This is a genomic window from Parabacteroides sp. AF14-59 (assembly GCF_003479515.1).
In the GTDB taxonomy this organism is placed as follows: domain Bacteria; phylum Bacteroidota; class Bacteroidia; order Bacteroidales; family Tannerellaceae; genus Parabacteroides; species Parabacteroides faecis.
This window is the reverse complement of record NZ_QUHH01000017.1, coordinates 32099-50940: the sequence shown is the minus strand read 5'-3', so window position 1 is coordinate 50940 and position 18842 is coordinate 32099. Positions and strand designations below refer to the sequence as shown.

The window sequence follows — 18842 nt, the reverse complement described above, 5'->3', positions numbered from 1 at the left end:
TTTCCTTTTTAAAAAGTTAAGTTACATCCTATATTAAAGATTCTCATTTGAGGATAATAGCTACCTTCTCCGCTACCTTCCGGATCTACATATTTTATATGATCCAAAGTAAACAGGTTTTGCCCGCTCAAATAAACTCTACAATTGGATATACGCAGTTTATTAAACCACAGATTAGGTAAAGTGTATCCTACTTCCAGGTTTTTCAAACGTACGAAAGAAGCATTTTGTGTCCAGAAACTACACGGATTTTCGACACCATAGTTGATAGACCCACCGGCACGAGGCATAGTTCCATCGATATTATCTTCTGTCCAGCGATCTTCAGCTCTCCATTTATAGAAATTCGAAGTTGCATCCATACGGCTGATTACATCTTTTACAGCACGGGCCTGCCCCTGGAATAAGACGCTAATATCAAAGTTTTTCCAATCGGCAGACAAGTTCAAACCAAAGATAATTTCCGGAAAACCACTCAGGTTCTGACGAACACGATCCAGTGAGGTAATTTTACCGTCGCCATCAACATCTTCGAAAATCAAGTCACCCGGACGGGCTGCATCCAAATGAGGATAAGCATCCAATGCTGCCTGGTCTCTAAAAATACCTATAGCACGATACTGCAAACCTGCTCCCATCGGACCACCTGTTTCATTCATATATTCATGTCCTTCACCCCATGGAGTTTCATCCATGAACAGCACTTTATTTCTGGCGAACATAAAGTTTCCACTTGCACGGAAATTAACTTCACCGATCTTATTGAAATGGCTTAACTGGATTTCCAGTCCCTGATTCTGTACTCTTCCGATATTCTCATTCGGCAAATCGATCAAACCTGTATATTTAGGAATAGAGGCATTACGTTTTGCCAGGATATTAGAACGTTTTGTTTTAAAATATTCAATTTCAAAACCTAAAAGACCATTCCAGAGTGTCCCCTCTGTACCGATGTTCCAGGTATCAGCCACTTCCCATGTTACATTATTATTAGGGAAACCTTTTTGATACAGACCGACCATATCAGTTCCGCCAAACACGTAATTACGTCCCAGATTGTATTTCAGCAAATACTGGAAAGGATCGATATTGTCGTTACCCTGTTTACCGAATGATCCGCGGATTTTCAGATTATTGACCCAATCGAGATTGTCCTTGATAAAACTTTCTTCAGATATTCTCCAACCGGCAGATACACCAGGGAAGAAGCCCCAACGCTGTCCTGACTGGAATATATATGAACCATCATAACGGAAATTAAACTGAGCCATATACTTACCGGCAAAGTCGTAAGCGACACGCCCGAAATAACTACGACGTGCACTTTCCGAAGCATCACCGGAGTTATCATAATAATCTTTGTTTGAAGTACCTGCAAACAGCTGGTCGATAGCCGTAGACATAAAGCTGCCACGAGATGCCCAGAACTTATCCTTTCTATAGCTATTCTGTTCAAAACCCAGGATAGCATCTACTCCATGACTGCCAAATGTTTTCTTATATTTCAATTTAGCATTCAACGTCAGTGACCAATCAGCCGAATGCTCTTGCTTTAATGAAGTTTGCTGAACAAGGGTATTCATATGTTCCGTATAAGTATCCGTAGCCTCATCCCAAGTATAAAAAGACCAGGGGGTCTGCCATTTTTTATGATCTATTCCTACACGGTCATAGGCCATATAAGCATCTGCAGCCAAACCATCCAGCAACCAGGATAAATTCCAATCTGCAGTAATAGTACCATTGAATACAGCCTTCTTGTCATACTCATAACCCGTCTTATCTGTAGCCATCACGATAGGGTTACTATCCAAACCATTTGTTGGCAATCCATTCGGATATTGAGCCAAAACAGTAGGATAAGATCTGGTAATACGCCAGAATATATCACCGGCACTCATGCTCGGGAAATTAGCATCTTCCAAACGGGACGAGATATCCACTGATATTTTCAGGTCTTTAGTGATTTTGGCATCGATATTTGAACGAACATCATATTGTTCATACTTGGTCGAACCATTTTTAAAGATACCGTCCTGACTGGAGTAACCGCCACCTACATAATAACTAACAGCATCCGTACCACCGGAAACAGATACATTATGTCTCTGTTGCAAAGCACCCTTTTTAAGCACCTCATCTGCCCAATTTGTATTCGGATAGTGTATCGGATCCAGCCCGTTTCTGAATAGTTCTATTTCATCAGCTGTATAGCGGGGAACACGTCCGTCATAGGATTCCAACTCATTCGTTACTTCAGCAAAAGTTGCAGCATCTGCCAAATCCGGCACACGTGTAGGCTGCTGTAAACCGACATTAAAAGAATAGCTGATCGACGGTTTTCCTGTTTTACCTCTCTTAGTCGTTACCAAAATAACACCATTGGCAGAACGGGAACCATAGATAGCAGCAGAAGCATCTTTCAAAACCGTAATACTCTCAATATCATTCGGATTAAGTCTATCCAAAGAACCACGACCGGCAATACCATCGATCAGGATCAACGGATCATTATTACCGGTTGTACTCTTACCGCGAATATTGATCGTTACTCCGTCAGCACCCGGCTCACCACTACCGTTAGTTACAATAAGTCCCGGGAGACGACCAGCTAATGCCTGTCCCAGGTTCTGAGTCGGACTCTTGATGATATCATCGCCCTTTGCCGTTGCGATAGAACCGGTTACAACACCTTTCTTTTGTGTACCGTAACCTACTACTACAACTTCCTCCAAAGCCTGAGTATCTTCTTTCAGTACGACCTCAAAACTTTTCTTATTTCCGACTTTGATCTCCTGCGATAAATAGCCGATATATGAAACCTGAATTTTTGAACCGGCCGACACAGATAAAGAAAATTTTCCATCTATATCGGTCATGATACCATTCGTTGTACCTGCTTCTATAACATTGGCTCCAATGATCGGAAAACCGGACTCATCCGTAACCGTACCGGAAACTGTCTGCGTTTTTGCCTGCTGGTTACTTTCAGGCGTAATTAAAATGTGGCTTCCCTGAATTGAATACGAACAACCGGCATCTTTCAATATCGCATTTAAAACATCACTTAATTGCATATTGGTATAAGCCTTTTTAATACGTTTATTCGTATTGATTAATTGGTCATTATAATCTACTGAAAGATCTGTTTGCTTTTCTATTTCAATAAAAGCTTCTTTCAGTGTCATTTGATTTGAAAGTATAATTGATTGATTTTGAGCTTTTAAATAAAAAGAACAACACAATAAAAATGCTAAGCAAATAGGTTTAGTAAAAGTATTTACCATACATTTTCGTGATTTGTTATATATTTTCATAACTTTGTATATTTAAGAATTAAATTGAATACTATCTTTTTGATTTAAGGGCATATATAATACCCCAAAAATCAGGATGATTTTCGATTTCAGTCCGGGAAGAAGTGATTGGCCGTCAGCTTCCCGGATACCTTTTTTTCATGATATTGTTATTTTTTTTTAGTTATTACTGAATATATACGTCATTGTTTACAATTTTATATTTAAAGTTAACTCCAATTCTTTTTAAAACATTCAGTGCATCTTCCAGGGATTCCCGTGCATGGAAACGGACAGTAAATGTCATATTTGCAAACTTAGTATCGTTATAATTGATCTTTACGTTATATTGCCTTTCCAGTGCACGAAAAATACCCCCCAATGTTTCTTGCTGGAAAATCAAATAACCTTTTGTCCAGGAACTTAACCGGGAAGCATCCACAGAATATTTAAAGAAAGAAGCATCCTCATGATTATAGATCAATTGTTCGTTAGGATTCAATATAACAGAACCGGATGAACCTATTTTATCATCTACCCGAACTTTACCAGACTCCAAAATAGTTGTGGTCTCGTTTTCTTCCGGATAAGAATGTACATTAAAAACTGTACCCAAAGCTTCAACATTCAAATAATTCGTCTTTACAATAAAAGGTCTTTCTTTATCTTTTGTTACTGTAAAATGACCTTCTCCACTCAGGAACAGTGTCCGTGTTTTTCCAAATTTTTCGGGATAAATCAAAACGGAATTTGCATTTAACCAAACTGTAGAACCGTCGGGCAAAGTAACTTGTTTTCTTTCCCCATTCGGGACAAAACATTCCAGCATATGCACATCTTGTGACATTCCTGAATATTCATAATACCATGTAGTTGCCAAAATTCCCAATAAGGGAAATACAATAATTGCAGCCACAACAGCCAGTCGGCGATAGAATTGATTATATCCGAAATGAATACGTTTATTTACTTTCTTCAATTCCGCACAAGAATCAAAGTCCATAACAACAGGCAAGGAATCCCATATTTCTTCTAATACTTCCTCTTTTTCGCTGGTTTGCTCCGACCTGATAAACCAGGTTGCAAACCGATTACGCACATCTTCGGGAAAATCATTTCCAAAGAAGCGGGAAAGTAATGTATGTAGATGTTTTTTATCCATATTTTTTTGTCTGTACTATTAAGACAAATGGGATAAAAAATACACACAGTCAAAAATGATTTTTTTTCAAATAAAGAAAGGGAGTATTACTTTCAAAACTTTTCGAAGATCCGACAAAGCTTGAGTTATATGGTTTTCAACAGTTCTTTTATTAATATTCAGCCGACGGGATATTTCTTCATTAGAGAGCCCATCCTTCCGACTCATTTTAAAAATAAGTTTTCTTTGAGGGGGCATATTGTCTATTGCAATATCCAGTAAAAGTCCTAACTCTTCCGCCAGAATACGTTCTTCCAGCAAATCATCCACCAAGACAGATTGACTCCGGTATTTTTCCAAATGATCTTCATGAATTGCATTTAGCTTATAATAATTATATATTTCATTACGAGTCATTCGAAATAAATACGCCTTAAATGATTCGGCAGAAGCCGCTAGTTTCCGATGGGTCCAGACCTTAACGAAAACATCCTGAGCAATATCCAATACCTCATCTTCATCCTTTATAAAACCGAGCAGAAATCGTTTTACCAAAGAATGATATGACATAAACAGTATATTGAACGCCTCATGATCTCCTTTTCCTAATGCTTCCAGACACTTAGCTTCTAAGACCTTATCCATTTGCTTACTCTGTTATTTGTGGCTATTATCGTCTCAAAAGTATGTCATATTCACGGAAAAAACAAATAAGCCAATCATTTAAGCCTGTAAAAAATCAGAAAACCAATCCTTTGTCAATAATTCAACCACAGTTTGAAAGCACTGATCTTCTCGCGGCTCACAATGATCTTATCTTTAAAAGGCGGTATTACTTTCACGACCACTTTTCCCAGGAAATAACTCTCTATTTTCTGGATAGCCTGAACGCTCACCACTGTTTGCCGGTTCGTCCGGAAAAAACGGTCCGGATCGAGCTGTTCGCACAACTTATCCAGAGACAGATCTATAATGTACTCCTTATTTTGGTGGGTAACGGCAAAAGTAATCTTATTTTCAGAATAGAAATAAGCAATATCATCGACCTGCAGAGTAAACAGCTTGTCTTCGCCCGAAATAAGGAAACGTGTCCTGTATTTTTTCGCAGGGCTGGTTATATTCTGTAGTATTTCCAGGATATCCCCTTGTTGACCGAACGGCCTGTAATACTTAGAGATCAATTTCTCAAACTTCTCCAAAGCTTCGGTTAACCGTTCTTTATCGATCGGTTTCAATAAATAATCTATACTGTTCACTTTAAAGGCACGGATCGCATATTCATCGTAAGCTGTCGTAAACACGATCATACTTTCGGGATTCGCCTGTTCAATAAAAGAAAAAGAAACGCCATCGGTCAACTGGATATCCAGAAACAGGATATCCGGATGCGGATTGCTGTTGAACCATTTCACAGCCCCCTCCACATTTCCAGGCAATAACAATATTTCCCATTCAGGACGCAACTCCGTCAACATCTTGTTCAGCAGACGGGCTGCCGGAATTTCGTCTTCAATAATAGCTGCTCTTATCTTATTCATTCAGCAAAGGAATTTTGACAGTAAAACATGTTGAATCATTCTCCACAATAATATCCCGATTATTCATCAATTTATAGCGGGAGGACAGATTCCTGAGTCCGGTACCCGACTTTACTACATTTTGTTTAAGCCTTATCTGATTACTTACGACCAACATTTTCCTGTCTTCTGTAGTACTCAGATGAATGGTCATCGGATTATCCGAATTGATTATATTGTGTTTGATCACATTCTCGGTCAACAATTGTAAAGTAAAAGACGGTATTTTCTTTTCCAACAAAGAAGGATCGATCTTGTTGTCTACAAAAATACAATCCCCCAGTCTTACCTGATGCAGGAATATGAATGATTTCAAAAAAGTCAACTCCGAACTCAAAGTGACCAGTCCTTCCTGCTGGCTTTGCAAAATATACCGGTAGACTTCCGACAACCGCTGGGTAAACACCACGGCATTCCCTGGATTATATTCTATTTCCGAAATCAGAGTATTCAGATTATTAAATAAAAAATGCGGATTCAATTGATTCTGCAAGGCGACATATTGCGCCTTTATAGCGCTCTCTTCCAATTTATTCGCCTTTTCATGAAGGACGATCAACTGCCTGTAAAAATTCGCAACCATCGTGAGACTGACGATCACCATCTCCACCAGCCAGACAACAAAGATCATTCTAATACCAGCCCCTTTTAACGCGAAAGGTGAAGGAATCTCCAACAAAACCTTCACAATGGAAAACAACAGATAATTCAGCAAAAACAAAAGTCCCGCCATCAAAATGCAATTAATCATCAATTGATTTTTCCTCTTTACCAGGAACTGATAGCTTCTCTTCTGCCATTCATTGATCAGCATTATACTGAATCCTAATGCATTAAAAACAAACACAACCAACAGGAAAGCCCAGAAAGAAATCAGCAGATGCTGGTGCTGCGGAGAGAGATCCGAATAAAGCACCATAAAGAAATAAGAGAAACAGGCTAATCCGGAAAAAAGGAAGAAATTAAAATAATGATTGTATTTGTTCTGCATAGCTTAATGATCTATTGTAAACACAAATGTAAGGTTTTAAAGAAATAAAGAGGGTATCTGATATCGATTTTCAGATATCCTCTTTATAAGAAAAATATATATCACGAACATATCAGAAGCAAATACCGACACGGAAACCCAGATTATTCTGTCCGTTCATCGAATAAGTCAGCAAATCCGTCTGGTTTGTGGCATAACTGTAATACAAAGCCACATGAAAACCTAAACGTTTGTCAGGTACCGGATAAATATTCATTCCCAATTCAGGCGATACATAAAAACCCCACGGATTCGAATAATAACGGACTGTCGTCATATAACTCGAGTTTTCCGCGTACATAGCTCCCAACCTGACACCGACATAAGGTTTCAGATAATCATTCTGCCCAAGACGGTAAGAAGTGGAAAGACCGAAAGGTAATTGGAAAGCCGACAACTGCTGGTCAGTCGTCAACGACTCGGTCGGCGATAATTGCAATGTCTGCCGGTCTACATATTTATGATTCGTATGAAAACTCAGAAACGCTCCCAACGACCAACGGGGAGTTACATAATACCCTGCTTCAAAATTCATTCCCCAACCACTTATTTTATCGGCAAAATCCGTACTGATCGGAGCATTCATCTGCCAGTCGACATTAAAATGCAACTTATCCTCTACCTGTGCCTGTCCTTTCAAACAGAAAACGGACAGCATCATCAACAATATGATTTGTTTTTTAAAAATGTATCTTATCGTTTTCATAATCTTCCGGTTTTATTATTTATCGGTATACAATATATTGAGATAAGGAGATTGTTCAAAAGCCTGTCCGACTGCACGAAGAGTCAACTGCATGTCGATACGCGAGTTGTTATACATCAGGCCTGAAGCATACGCATGCCAGATTACCGGCAGATCGACCTTCTTGCTCTCATCAGCAGGCTTAGCTGTCAAATCGACCATTTCCGCAACAAAGGTTCCTGTATCATAGCTATAAGAAACCGGGTACGGATAATACCAGTCATTCCAGAATGGTCCCCAAAAACCGGCTCCCCACCAACCATAATAACCATAACCATAGCCCGGAGAAATGATCTGCGTGGTGCTCTGGGCGTACGACAATTGCAAGCCGATATCAGCTTTATCCTTGTCATCGACCCGGGTATATCCACGGTCGTCCATCTCAGTCACTACCTCATTAATGATCTTTTGGGCATTCTCGTCTTTCCAGTATTGAGCTTTCATACCGCTACCGGCAATCAGGATGCTATCAGGAAGATAATAAGAACTGAATTTGTTAAACTGAATACTGTTATCATAATTCGTATAAACAGCATAATCACTGGACAGTTTATTCAGGTCCGGATCTTTCTCACAGGAAGAGAATAAAGCTGTCACAGCCAAAGCAAATAAAAACAACTTCTTCATACGTCTTTAAATTTTAAGTAACAGAATTAATTCAAAACTCACAACGAATGTTTTTTTAATCCATCCGATCATCTATTAATAACCAGTCCCGCCTCTTCAAATAGAGACTTATCCAAAACCTCCGGAATCACTTTTTCGTCTTCCGCAACTGGTTTACTCTCTGCCTGTACCGACCTATAGTCGGCACACGTAAACGAAGCTAACAGCCCCAACAGTAATGTGTTTGCCATTTCTCTCTACTATTTTAATCCTCCAATCATTCATTTCAGTGCAAACATATTATATAGATGTAATATAAACTTACTTTATTTTGCCGAAACGAAACAGGAATCTGCCGAAACGTATTTTTTCGTTACTGAAATGAAACAATACCTCGTCGACAGCAGGAAGGATTTTATATACGAAAAAAACACTTCCGTCTACAAATTCAAAAGCACTTTCCATACAGGATTATCTTCGCCGCATAATCATAAAACAAGATTGTTATGAACAAGCGAGAAGTCATTTCAGCAGTAGCAAGCCGCTCAGGAATAGCCCCGGAGGATTGCATCAAAGTATTCGATACGTTCGAAGAGGTTTTCAGTGAAGAAATAGCACGTAGTAAATGGAAAGGCACAATCTTCGAATGTGTTTACGATATCCTGACACGCATCAAAAACAAAAAAACAATTCAATAATGAATATGCATCGTATAATTACATTTTTATTCCTGCTTATCTGGTCTGTATCCATAACCAGAAGTTACGCCCAACAAACCGGGAACAACCAACCCGCACAAACACTACGCGGAACAGTTATCGACAAAGCATCCGGTCACCCGATGCCCGATGTTACGATCATGCTCCGGGATATGCCGGGAACAGGAACTACCACCGATGAGAAAGGCCAGTTCGTACTATCGGGCATTCCGGTAGGGCGACACAATGTAGAGGCGACTTTCCTGGGATACGAACCCGGTATATTCCGGGAAGTTCTCGTCACTTCCGCAAAAGAAGTGTATCTGGACATTTCACTGAAAGAGAACGTCCGGGAGTTAAGCGAAGTCGTTATCCGTCCGCAGATAAACAAAGAACAACCACTCAACAAGATGGCAGTCACCGGTGCCCGGATGCTCAGTGTGGAAGAAGCCAGCCGCTATGCCGGAGGACTGGATGATCCCGCACGCCTGGTCAGTTCTTTTGCCGGTGTAGCAGCCAATCTTTCCAGTAACGGCATATCTATCCATGGAAATGCTCCCCATCTGCTGCAATGGAGAATGGAAGATGTGGAAATACCCAACCCGAACCATTTTGCCGACATTTCGATACTGGGCGGTGGTGTCCTTTCCTCACTCAGCAGCCAGGTCCTGGGAAATTCCGATTTTTTCACCGGTGCATTTCCAGCCGAATACGGGAATGCTGTTTCCGGAGTTTTCGACATGAAACTGCGGAACGGCAACAACCGGAAAATGGAAAACACTTTACAGGCAGGTATATTAGGTTTAGATATCGCTTCGGAAGGACCGTTAAGTAAAAAGCATCAGGCTTCCTATATTTTCAACTACCGCTACTCCACGACCGGATTACTGAACCGTATCTATCCTGGATTGGATATGGGTGGTACACTCGATTACCAGGACCTCAATTTCAAACTGAATTTCCCGACACGTAAAGCCGGAACTTTCTCGGTGTGGGGAACCAGCCTGATCGACAAATACGAAGGTGATTTCGAAGATAATCCGCAGGAATGGGAACATACTCGTGATAATTTCAAGTCGGAAGCCAAGCAATATATGGCAGCCGGAGGAGTCAGTCACCGCTATTTCTTCCCGAACGACGCGACACTGAAAACGACCTTGGCCGCCACCTATTCCGGAATGAATGCCACCGAAGATTCTTATGCACCGGACCATACTTTTACCCCGTTCACCTATCAGAAGTATAATAATACCAATTTAACCCTGACCTCTTCCTATAACAGGAAATTCAGTGCGCGGCATACCAACCAGACCGGTTTCACCTATACCCGGATGTTCTACGATATGAGATTAAACCTCGCACCGTATGAAACAGCTCCGTTAAATACCCTCTCCAAAGGGAAAGGACAAACCGACCTGATCTCTGTTTATAGCAGTTCTTCTTTTGGGATAACCAACCGGCTTTCTGTGAATGCAGGATTAAACAGCCAGGTCCTGACATTAAACAATCACTGGACTCTGGAACCCCGTTTAGGAATGAAATGGACACCTACCACGCGGACCTCATTTGCCCTGGCTTACGGTTTACACAGCCGCATGGAAAAAATGGACGTCTATTTCGTCAATTCCAAGAGTTCCGGTAAGGAATCCGTCAATAAGAACCTCGATTTCACAAAAGCTCATCACCTGATGCTGACATTCGGCTACAAATTATCCGATAACCTGCTTCTCAAAGTCGAACCTTATGCCCAGTTCCTGTACGATGTTCCGGTCATTGCCGACAGTTCTTATTCCGTCCTCAACCGGAGAGAATTTTATGTGGAAGAAGCCCTGGTTAATAAAGGGAAAGGACGTAATATCGGAGTGGATATCACATTAGAAAAATATCTGAGCAGGGGATTATATTACCTGATAACGGCTTCCGTTTTCGATTCCAGATACAAGGGTGGAGACGGTGTCTGGCACAATACCCGGTTCAACCGCCGGTATATACTCAACACTTTGATCGGGAAAGAATGGATGCTAGGGAAAAACAGACAGAATATCCTGAGTGCCAATGCCAAATTCACTTTACAGGGAGGAGAACGTTATTCCCCTCTGGATACGGAAGCCAGTCTGGCCCACCCGGATAAAGAAGCACAATATGACGAAACACGTGCCTATTCACAACAATATCCGGTGATGTTCATCGCCAACTTCACCGTCAGTTATAAAATAAACAAAAAGAAAGTCGCACATGAATTTGCGATCAAGGCTCTGAATGTAACAGGTACAAAGGAATATTACGGTTATCATTATAACCTGAAATCCGGTGTGATGGAACGTAACGGAAACAGTATTCCCATCAGTAACATCAGTTATAAGCTAGAATTTTAAGCGTTTTACAGACTGATAACAAATAAAGTAGTAATTTCGGACACTTAAAGAGGATGCCGCTATATGACAGACAGCCCTATAAATAAACAAACTTTTCTGTATCGGTTTCTGGTCAGTTCCAGATACAGAATAGCCCGCCATATCTTGTTGCTCCTGGCAGTGGCGGCGGTATCGCTCAACCAGAATATCTACACATACGGGGCAAAAGCAGAGTTATTGGACCATTACGTTTATCTGGCAGGTTTCTGTACGTTGATCTCTTATGTCATCGTCGGCTATCTCCATCTCTATCTACTGGTTCCCAAGCTATTGCTTAAAAAGAAATATCTGGTTTATATCCTATATTCGACCAGTTCCGTTTTACTGCTTATATTGATACGGTACGTACAGGAATACTGGATATTTACTTCATCCGGTATTCCTCCGGTCAGAAGTTCTTACTTCAACATAGTCAGTATCCTGGATAGTTTATCGGATTTCATGCTGAACATGATCTGTATTACCGGTATCTCCATGACTGTTCTACTGAAACACTGGATGATAGAGAATCAACGGGTGAACCAACTGGAAAAAAAGCAGATACAATCGGAAGTGGATAATCTGAAAGAACAGGTGAACCCTTCACTGCTATTCAACACGCTGAACCGGACTGCCGTATTATCGAAAAGCGAACCGCAAAAAGCAGCCGATATGGTACTGCAGTTAAGCCAGCTACTACGTTATCAACTGTATGACGGAGCACGCGATAAAGTGCTACTGAATTCAGAGATCACTTTTGTGAACAATTATCTGGCACTGGAAAAATTTTATTCCGATTCATTCGATTATCAGATCGTATCGGATAAAGAACTGACAGGAGTACTTATTCCTCCTCTCCTGCTTGTTCCGATTATCCAGTATGCCTTGAAAAAAGCAGGGAAACAAGAATGCAGGCCATCTATCCTTCTGCAAGTCGATCGAGAAGGGCAACAAATATTCATCATCTGCCGGTTTAACGATACCGACACACCGGTTATCAAAGAGTTGGACGGCTTCAAAGCACGTCTCGCCCTTCTCTACCCGGATAGCTATTCATTATCCGTTACGCAGGACAAAGATCAGGGGATAAGTACTATTCTATTAAAATTGAATACACATGGTAAATAATACAGATCATATAGTTCCAGATTTCCTGCTAAATCCGCAGAAAAGGATCTACAGGCATCTCCTGTTACAACTGGTCGTTTTCCTTATCACGATCAATGTATTCTGGGATACGCCGGACGAACTGATTATTACTCCGCCACGTATCCGCTCATGGATCGGTTATTTCCTGATTATAAACATGCTCATTTATGTAAATGCTTATATATTAGTACCACGATTTCTGCTAAAAGGGCGTCTCCTTCTTTATCTGATAACAGCATCGGGCCTGATCCTCATTTCTATTGTGATATTAGGCACTCTCCAAACACTTTTTGAAGATACACGTTTTGAGAGCCTGCCCACCAGCCAGTCGGTAATCCTGTTAAATATCCTGTCCTCAACGATATCCAGCGGCTTACTGGTAGCCGGTTCGTCAGCCATGATTCTTTTTAAACATTGGATCAGCAATAACCTGCGTGTCAATGAACTGGAAGCCGCCACCCTGCAATCGGAACTGAAATTCCTAAAAAGCCAGATCAATCCGCATTTCCTGTTCAATATGCTGAATAATGTCTATGTGCTGATCAGGAAAGGACGTGATGAAGCAGCCGAAGTATTGTTCAAGCTGGAAGACCTGCTGCGTTATCAGTTTAATGACAGTACCCAGGACAGGATCCAACTCAGTTCGGATATTCGTTTTATGAACGATTTCCTGAATCTGGAGAAAATACGCCGCGACAATTTTAATTATACCATTTCCAAAGAAGGCGATATCAACAGTGTATGGTTACCTCCTCTGCTGTTCATCCCTTTTGTTGAAAATGCGGTCAAACATAATACGGACGGGGAGAATGCTTCATTCGTATATATTTCTTTCAACGTGCAGGATAACCGGTTGTTTTTCCGGTGTGAAAATTCAAAGCCTGCCGAAGAGGAAGAAAAGAATAACCGTATCGGTGGCCTGGGACTGAAAAACATCCGGAGGCGGTTGGAATTATTGTATCCCGGCCGCCATTCCCTGGAAATCATAGAAGATAAACAAAGTTACATCGTTAATTTATACCTGGACTTATGAACTGTATCATCGTAGACGACGAACCTCTGGCCCGTGAAGCGGTAGAGATGCTGATAAATGAAACCGGAGAACTGACACTGGCCGGTAGCTTCAACAATGCCACTTCAGCGGCCCGGTTTATCGGGGAACATCCGGTCGACCTGATCTTCCTGGACATCCGTATGCCTAAAGTAACCGGACTGGAATTCGCCCGTACCATACCCAAAAGCACCCTCGTCATATTCACAACTGCCTATGCCGAATATGCAATCGACAGCTATGAGGTGGACGCCGTCGACTACCTGGTCAAACCGATTGTCCCCGAAAGATTCCAAAAAGCAGTAGAGAAAGCCAAAACATACCATGCACTTTTGTTGACGGAAGAAAAGGAAAACATCGAAAATGTAGAAAGCGAGTTCATGTTTGTCAAATCCGAACGTCGTTTCTTCAAAGTCAATTTCAAAGATATATTGTTCATCGAAGGATTGAAAGACTATGTAATCATTCAGCTTCCCGACCAGCGTATCATCACTAAAACAAGCATGAAAGCGATACACGAACTGCTTCCCAAAGCATTCCTTCGGGTGAACCGTTCCTACATCGTCAATACCCAACAAATAGCATCTTTCGATAACAACGACATTTATATCGACAAATATGAGATCGCCATCGGTAACAACTACCGGGATATATTCTTCGATGAATTTGTTGCAAAAATGGGAAGGGTATAATCAGTCGACCGATAAAACAAAATACAGACAATAAGTAAGATAAGCTCAGTCCGGAAGGTAAAAAATTTACTTTTAGAACTGAGCTTTTCTATGTATAAAATACTACTTTTGTTAAGGCTAACGATAAATTCTACCATCATGAAACGACTACTGTTCTTCTATCTGTTTTCTCTCTGTTCTTCTGCCATCATGGCCCAAAATACGATTTATGTATCATCCGAAACCAAAGGTATAGAAAACGGAACGCTTGAATCTCCCTATCAAACAATCGAAGCGGCCTTGAAACAAGGGCTTAATTCCACCGGAAACGATACTGTCCGTATCCATGTCCAGGCGGGTTTCTATCCTTTAAATAAAACGATCCGGATAGAAAAAACTCCTTCTGCCCCTGTTCTCATTGAAGGAGATGAAAAAGATATGCCGGTATTCAGCGGGGCGATCACTCTTACTTCCTGGGAAAAGACACCGCAGGGATGGTGGAAAACACATATCGACGAAGTAACACGCTATGGAGTAAAGATTGAACAACTGTTTGTTAATGGAAACAGGGCTATCCGTGCCCGGACACCCGATAAAGGATGGTTCTTCGTGGAAGGAGCTGAAGAAACCGTTCATTATAAAGGGACAGGCCGATCCCCCGAATATGCGACACAACGCATCAGGGTAAAACCTGAAGATATGGAATCACTGAAAGGACTTTCTGCTGAAGAACTGAACAATGTTATGGTCATGTGTTACCATAAATGGGACAATACCCGCAAATATCTATCCCAGGCAATACCTGATTCTGGTTATTTCTTCCTGAACGGACAAGGGATGAAACCCTGGAACCCTATAGGGAAAGGAAGCCGGTTTATTCTAGAGAATTACAAACAAGCCATGAATACCGAAGGGGAATGGTTTCTGGAAACATCCGGCGACCTGTATTATATACCGCGTAAAGGAGAAGTGATGGAAACATCTGTCGCTTATGCCCCGGTTTTAAACAGATTACTTTCTATAAAAGGCGATAAAGACCGTCCGGTTAAGAATATTACATTCCGAAACCTGTCTTTTGAACATGCGGGATATGTAATGCCTAAAACCGGAAATGATCCGGCACAGGCCGCCTCACCTGTCGATGCAGCTATCCAACTCGATCACGCAGACAATATCCGTTTTGAGAACTGCGAAATAAAGCATACGGGAAACTACGCCATCTGGTTCCGGAAAGCTTGTACGAATTGCAAACTGGAACACTCTTATCTAACCGACCTGGGAGCCGGAGCCGTTAAGATAGGGGAATATGAAACACCCGACCCTGCATATCTCACAAAGCATATTACAATCGATAACAACATTATCCAAAAGACTGGATTCGTCTTCCCTTGTGGAGTCGGAGTTGCTATTTTCAATTCATCCGACAACAAAGTGACTCACAACGAAATATCCGATCTGCTTTACTCCGGAGTTTCTGTCGGCTGGGTCTGGGGATACGGAAAAAGTTACGCTGTCAACAATGAGATCGCTTACAACAATATCCATCATATCGGTTGGGGAGAACTGTCGGATATGGGGGCCGTTTATACCCTCGGTATCTCACCCGGTACCCGGGTTTGCAATAATGTGATCCATCACATTTATTCTTACGACTATGGAGGCTGGGGACTTTATACGGATGAAGGAAGTACAGGTGTCGTTATGGAGAACAACCTGGTATACGGTTGTAAAAGCGGCGGTTTCCACCAACATTACGGAAAAGAGAACATCATACGAAACAATATTTTTGCCTTCAACCATTACCAGCAGTTACAATTTACAAGGGTTGAAGATCACCAATCCTTTAGTTTCACTTCCAATATTATATTAATGGACCACGGAGTATATCTTGCCGGCCCCTGGGACAAAGCCAATATGGATATGGATTACAATTGCTATTGGGATTTACGCGGTAATGCAGATCCAAAGTTTCTGGATTATGACCTGAAAACATGGAAAAAGATCAAAGATAAACATTCGATCATACAAAACCCGGGATTTAAAGCCCCTTATCAACTGGATTTCCAATTCAAAGATCAGAAAGCAATCCGGAAAATCAAATTCAAACCGTTTGATTACCAGAAAGCCGGAGTTTACGGCTGTAGCGAATGGATACAAAAAGCCCGGATGAGCAAAGAACGGGAAGAAGAATTTGACAGGATCGTCCGGAATAGGGAGGAATCGGTATCTGCCTTATACGATTGAGTAATATCTGCTATATAAGTACACGCAACCCGGTTGGATATGTCATCCCGAAAAAATAAAGTATTATCTTTGCAGCATGGGAAAAAATAAGTTAGCAAAGTTTGACGATATGGCGGAGTATCCGCATGTTTTCCAGTATCCGTTTGCCGTTCTGCAAGAGAAAGGATTTGAGTTGAAAGGACACTGGCACAAGGAGTTTTTCAAGAATGACAATCCGATCGTACTTGAATTGGGTTGTGGTAAAGGTGAATATACAGTAGGACTGGCACGCCTGTTCCCTGACAAAAATTTTATCGGTGTAGATATCAAGGGTGCCCGCATGTGGACCGGAGCCAAAGACTCTTACGAATCGGGTATGACCAACGTTGCTTTCCTGCGGACCAGCATCGAACTGATCTCACATTTCTTCGCAGCCGGAGAAGTAGCCGAAATATGGCTGACCTTCCCCGACCCACAGATGAAAAAGGTCAATAAGCGCCTGACTTCTACCCGTTTCATGAAGATGTACCGCGAAATACTGTCAGGCGACGGCATTATCCACCTCAAGACAGACAGTAACTTCATGTACACTTATACCTGTGAAATGGTAAAAGCCAACAAATATCCCGTATTGTTCAGCAACGACGACCTGTATCATTCAGGATTAGTAGACGATATCCTGTCTATCAAAACCTATTACGAACAACAATGGCTCGACCGCGGACTGAACATCAAATACATCAAGTTTGTTTGTGAAGAAAGAGACGAACTGATCGAACCGAACGTAGAGATCGAACTCGACCCCTACCGCAGTTTCAACCGGAGTAAGCGCAGCGCACTGGCTTCCGGCAAATAAGACAACCAATTATACAATTATATTATGGCTATATATCCTAAACTGATCATGGACGCACTGGCAAAAGTGCGTTACCCGGGGACAGGGAAAGACCTTGTCGAAATGGGCATGGTAGAAGACAACATACGGATCGACGGCAATAAGGTTAGTTTCTCCCTCCTTTTCGAGAAACCCAACGATCCGTTTATCAAATCAGTCGTAAAGGCTGCCGAAACAGCTATCCTGACTTATGTAGGTGAAGATGTAGACATCAAAGGAAACATCGAAGTACTGGCACGTCAGGCAGCACGTCCTGAACCGGATAAACTACTTCCGCAGGTAAAAAATATCATTGCCGTATCTTCCGGTAAAGGAGGTGTAGGTAAAAGTACAGTTGCCGCCAACCTCGCAGTAGCTCTTGCCGGGCTTGGTTATAAGGTAGGTTTACTGGATGCCGATATTTTCGGTCCTTCACAGCCCAAAATGTTCAATGTGGAAGATGCCCGTCCTTATATGGAAGAGGTAGACGGACGCGACCTGATCCAACCAGCAGAGAACTATGGAGTAAAATTGCTATCGATCGGTTTCTTCGTAAACAAAGAAGATGCGGTTTTATGGCGCGGAGCTATGGCAAGCAATGCATTGAAGCAACTGATCGGCGACGCCAACTGGGGCGATCTCGATTACTTTCTGATCGACCTGCCACCGGGAACAAGTGATATTCACCTGACAATGGTACAGACACTGGCTATCACCGGTGCCATCGTAGTCAGCACTCCGCAGGAAGTTGCCCTTGCCGATGCCCGCAAAGGTATCAGCATGTTCACAGGCGAAAAGATCAATGTGCCGGTATTGGGACTGGTTGAAAATATGGCCTGGTTCACCCCTGCCGAACTGCCGGAAAACAAATATTACCTGTTCGGAAAAGAAGGAGCCAAACGTCTGGCAGAAGAACTGAATGTCCCGCTGTTAGGACAAATACCTATCGTACAGAGTATCTGTGAAGGAGGTGACAACGGAACACCTGTTGCCCTGAATCCCGATACGATCACTGGAGCCGCATTCCGCAATTTAGCAGAAAACGTAATTGAACAGATCAATTACCGCAATGCAAACATGGCTCCCACACAACGGGTACATGTTTCAAAGACGTAATCTTTAAAAACAGAAATCATCCTATAAAGAAGAAGGTATCCTTTTGGGGATACCTTCTTCTTTTTGTCATATAGGCAGGGTTTCTTTTGCCTGGAGGTTAACTCTTTAAATATTATCTTAACCTATCTTATATATTTTATTTTCAGCAACGGCAAGTACGATTTTTTACCGAAATAAACAAGAGGGAACATCCAAATCACCTCGGCTGTCTCTTTGTTTTTCATGTCATCCCTGACTAAAATATATTTTTACTTTTTTATTCTTCTTTTAAT

Annotated in this window: 17 protein-coding genes; 8 read left to right on the top strand and 9 right to left on the bottom strand. The window is 41.7% G+C overall.

The features are described 5' to 3' along the window. Window positions 1-8: 8 nt before the first annotated feature. The 9 genes from DWW23_RS17510 to DWW23_RS26450 all read right to left on the bottom strand — a co-directional run bounded on the left by DWW23_RS17510 (window position 9) and on the right by DWW23_RS26450 (window position 8860). Entirely contained in the window at window positions 9-3188 is a 3180-nt protein-coding gene (locus DWW23_RS17510) for a TonB-dependent receptor (RefSeq protein WP_233564378.1), read from the bottom strand. 295 nt (window positions 3189-3483) lie between these two features. Next, window positions 3484-4458, bottom strand: coding sequence for a FecR family protein (locus DWW23_RS17505; protein WP_122354585.1), 975 nt, complete (start codon window positions 4456-4458; stop codon window positions 3484-3486). A gap of 66 nt (window positions 4459-4524) precedes the next feature. Continuing rightward, window positions 4525-5082: an RNA polymerase sigma-70 factor gene (locus tag DWW23_RS17500; RefSeq protein WP_122354583.1), complete on the bottom strand. Its 558-nt coding sequence runs from the start codon at window positions 5080-5082 to the stop codon at window positions 4525-4527. Window positions 5083-5195: 113 nt separating this feature from the next. Then, entirely contained in the window at window positions 5196-5975 is a 780-nt protein-coding gene (locus DWW23_RS17495) for a LytTR family DNA-binding domain-containing protein (protein WP_122354581.1), read from the bottom strand. Continuing rightward, the gene (locus DWW23_RS17490) at window positions 5968-7005 is read right to left on the bottom strand and encodes a sensor histidine kinase (protein ID WP_122354579.1); all 1038 of its coding nucleotides are present in this window, start codon (window positions 7003-7005) and stop codon (window positions 5968-5970) included. Before DWW23_RS17490 ends, DWW23_RS17495 begins: the two co-directional genes overlap by 8 nt. A gap of 112 nt (window positions 7006-7117) precedes the next feature. Continuing rightward, the gene (locus DWW23_RS17485) at window positions 7118-7750 is read right to left on the bottom strand and encodes a porin family protein (RefSeq protein ID WP_122354577.1); all 633 of its coding nucleotides are present in this window, start codon (window positions 7748-7750) and stop codon (window positions 7118-7120) included. 15 nt (window positions 7751-7765) lie between these two features. Then, a complete protein-coding gene (locus DWW23_RS17480; RefSeq protein ID WP_122354575.1) occupies window positions 7766-8416 on the bottom strand; it encodes a DUF4136 domain-containing protein in 651 nt (216 codons plus the stop codon). A 68-nt stretch (window positions 8417-8484) separates the two neighbouring features. Further along, the gene (locus tag DWW23_RS26570) at window positions 8485-8646 is read right to left on the bottom strand and encodes a hypothetical protein (protein ID WP_183668710.1); all 162 of its coding nucleotides are present in this window, start codon (window positions 8644-8646) and stop codon (window positions 8485-8487) included. 70 nt (window positions 8647-8716) lie between these two features. Continuing rightward, window positions 8717-8860, bottom strand: a complete 144-nt coding sequence (locus tag DWW23_RS26450) for a hypothetical protein (RefSeq protein ID WP_158583209.1) — start codon at window positions 8858-8860, stop codon at window positions 8717-8719. A gap of 41 nt (window positions 8861-8901) precedes the next feature. Between DWW23_RS26450 and DWW23_RS17475 the strand changes: the two genes are divergently transcribed. The 8 genes from DWW23_RS17475 (at window position 8902) to DWW23_RS17440 (ending at window position 18570) form a co-directional block, all read left to right on the top strand. Then, window positions 8902-9093 (top strand): hypothetical protein, encoded by a 192-nt coding sequence (locus DWW23_RS17475; RefSeq protein WP_122354573.1) that lies wholly within the window; start codon window positions 8902-8904, stop codon window positions 9091-9093. Window positions 9094-9098: 5 nt separating this feature from the next. Beyond that, on the top strand, window positions 9099-11468 hold the full coding sequence (locus tag DWW23_RS17470; protein WP_122354681.1) for a TonB-dependent receptor: 2370 nt from the start codon (window positions 9099-9101) through the stop codon (window positions 11466-11468). 63 nt (window positions 11469-11531) lie between these two features. Beyond that, complete coding sequence (locus DWW23_RS17465; protein ID WP_122354571.1) at window positions 11532-12614, top strand: sensor histidine kinase; 1083 nt, start codon at window positions 11532-11534, stop codon at window positions 12612-12614. Beyond that, entirely contained in the window at window positions 12604-13668 is a 1065-nt protein-coding gene (locus DWW23_RS17460) for a sensor histidine kinase (RefSeq protein ID WP_122354569.1), read from the top strand. The genes DWW23_RS17465 and DWW23_RS17460 overlap by 11 nt, the downstream gene beginning before the upstream one ends. Then, on the top strand, window positions 13665-14378 hold the full coding sequence (locus tag DWW23_RS17455; RefSeq protein ID WP_122354567.1) for a LytTR family DNA-binding domain-containing protein: 714 nt from the start codon (window positions 13665-13667) through the stop codon (window positions 14376-14378). Before DWW23_RS17460 ends, DWW23_RS17455 begins: the two co-directional genes overlap by 4 nt. Window positions 14379-14516: 138 nt before the next feature. Beyond that, the gene (locus tag DWW23_RS17450) at window positions 14517-16601 is read left to right on the top strand and encodes a right-handed parallel beta-helix repeat-containing protein (RefSeq protein ID WP_122354565.1); all 2085 of its coding nucleotides are present in this window, start codon (window positions 14517-14519) and stop codon (window positions 16599-16601) included. A 76-nt stretch (window positions 16602-16677) separates the two neighbouring features. Continuing rightward, on the top strand, window positions 16678-17436 hold the full coding sequence (trmB, locus tag DWW23_RS17445) for a tRNA (guanosine(46)-N7)-methyltransferase TrmB (RefSeq protein ID WP_122354563.1): 759 nt from the start codon (window positions 16678-16680) through the stop codon (window positions 17434-17436). A gap of 24 nt (window positions 17437-17460) precedes the next feature. After that, window positions 17461-18570, top strand: a complete 1110-nt coding sequence (locus DWW23_RS17440; protein ID WP_122354561.1) for an Mrp/NBP35 family ATP-binding protein — start codon at window positions 17461-17463, stop codon at window positions 18568-18570. The last annotated feature ends 272 nt before the right edge of the window (window positions 18571-18842 follow it).

What these genes read in the sequence shown, in the direction of transcription:
- DWW23_RS17450 (WP_122354565.1), top strand. Translation starts at nt 14,517, where the DNA reads ATGAAACGACTACTGTTCTTCTATCTGTTTTCTCTCTGTTCTTCTGCC.
- DWW23_RS17490 (WP_122354579.1), bottom strand. Translation starts at nt 7,005, where the DNA reads ATGCAGAACAAATACAATCATTATTTTAATTTCTTCCTTTTTTCCGGA.
- DWW23_RS17495 (WP_122354581.1), bottom strand. Translation starts at nt 5,975, where the DNA reads ATGAATAAGATAAGAGCAGCTATTATTGAAGACGAAATTCCGGCAGCC.
- DWW23_RS17510 (WP_233564378.1), bottom strand. Translation starts at nt 3,188, where the DNA reads ATGACACTGAAAGAAGCTTTTATTGAAATAGAAAAGCAAACAGATCTT.
- DWW23_RS17465 (WP_122354571.1), top strand. Translation starts at nt 11,532, where the DNA reads ATGACAGACAGCCCTATAAATAAACAAACTTTTCTGTATCGGTTTCTG.
- DWW23_RS17500 (WP_122354583.1), bottom strand. Translation starts at nt 5,082, where the DNA reads ATGGATAAGGTCTTAGAAGCTAAGTGTCTGGAAGCATTAGGAAAAGGA.
- DWW23_RS17485 (WP_122354577.1), bottom strand. Translation starts at nt 7,750, where the DNA reads ATGAAAACGATAAGATACATTTTTAAAAAACAAATCATATTGTTGATG.
- DWW23_RS17480 (WP_122354575.1), bottom strand. Translation starts at nt 8,416, where the DNA reads ATGAAGAAGTTGTTTTTATTTGCTTTGGCTGTGACAGCTTTATTCTCT.
- DWW23_RS17475 (WP_122354573.1), top strand. Translation starts at nt 8,902, where the DNA reads ATGAACAAGCGAGAAGTCATTTCAGCAGTAGCAAGCCGCTCAGGAATA.
- DWW23_RS17505 (WP_122354585.1), bottom strand. Translation starts at nt 4,458, where the DNA reads ATGGATAAAAAACATCTACATACATTACTTTCCCGCTTCTTTGGAAAT.
- DWW23_RS17470 (WP_122354681.1), top strand. Translation starts at nt 9,099, where the DNA reads ATGCATCGTATAATTACATTTTTATTCCTGCTTATCTGGTCTGTATCC.
- DWW23_RS17460 (WP_122354569.1), top strand. Translation starts at nt 12,604, where the DNA reads ATGGTAAATAATACAGATCATATAGTTCCAGATTTCCTGCTAAATCCG.
- DWW23_RS26570 (WP_183668710.1), bottom strand. Translation starts at nt 8,646, where the DNA reads ATGGCAAACACATTACTGTTGGGGCTGTTAGCTTCGTTTACGTGTGCC.
- trmB (WP_122354563.1), top strand. Translation starts at nt 16,678, where the DNA reads ATGGGAAAAAATAAGTTAGCAAAGTTTGACGATATGGCGGAGTATCCG.
- DWW23_RS17440 (WP_122354561.1), top strand. Translation starts at nt 17,461, where the DNA reads ATGGCTATATATCCTAAACTGATCATGGACGCACTGGCAAAAGTGCGT.
- DWW23_RS17455 (WP_122354567.1), top strand. Translation starts at nt 13,665, where the DNA reads ATGAACTGTATCATCGTAGACGACGAACCTCTGGCCCGTGAAGCGGTA.
- DWW23_RS26450 (WP_158583209.1), bottom strand. Translation starts at nt 8,860, where the DNA reads ATGGAAAGTGCTTTTGAATTTGTAGACGGAAGTGTTTTTTTCGTATAT.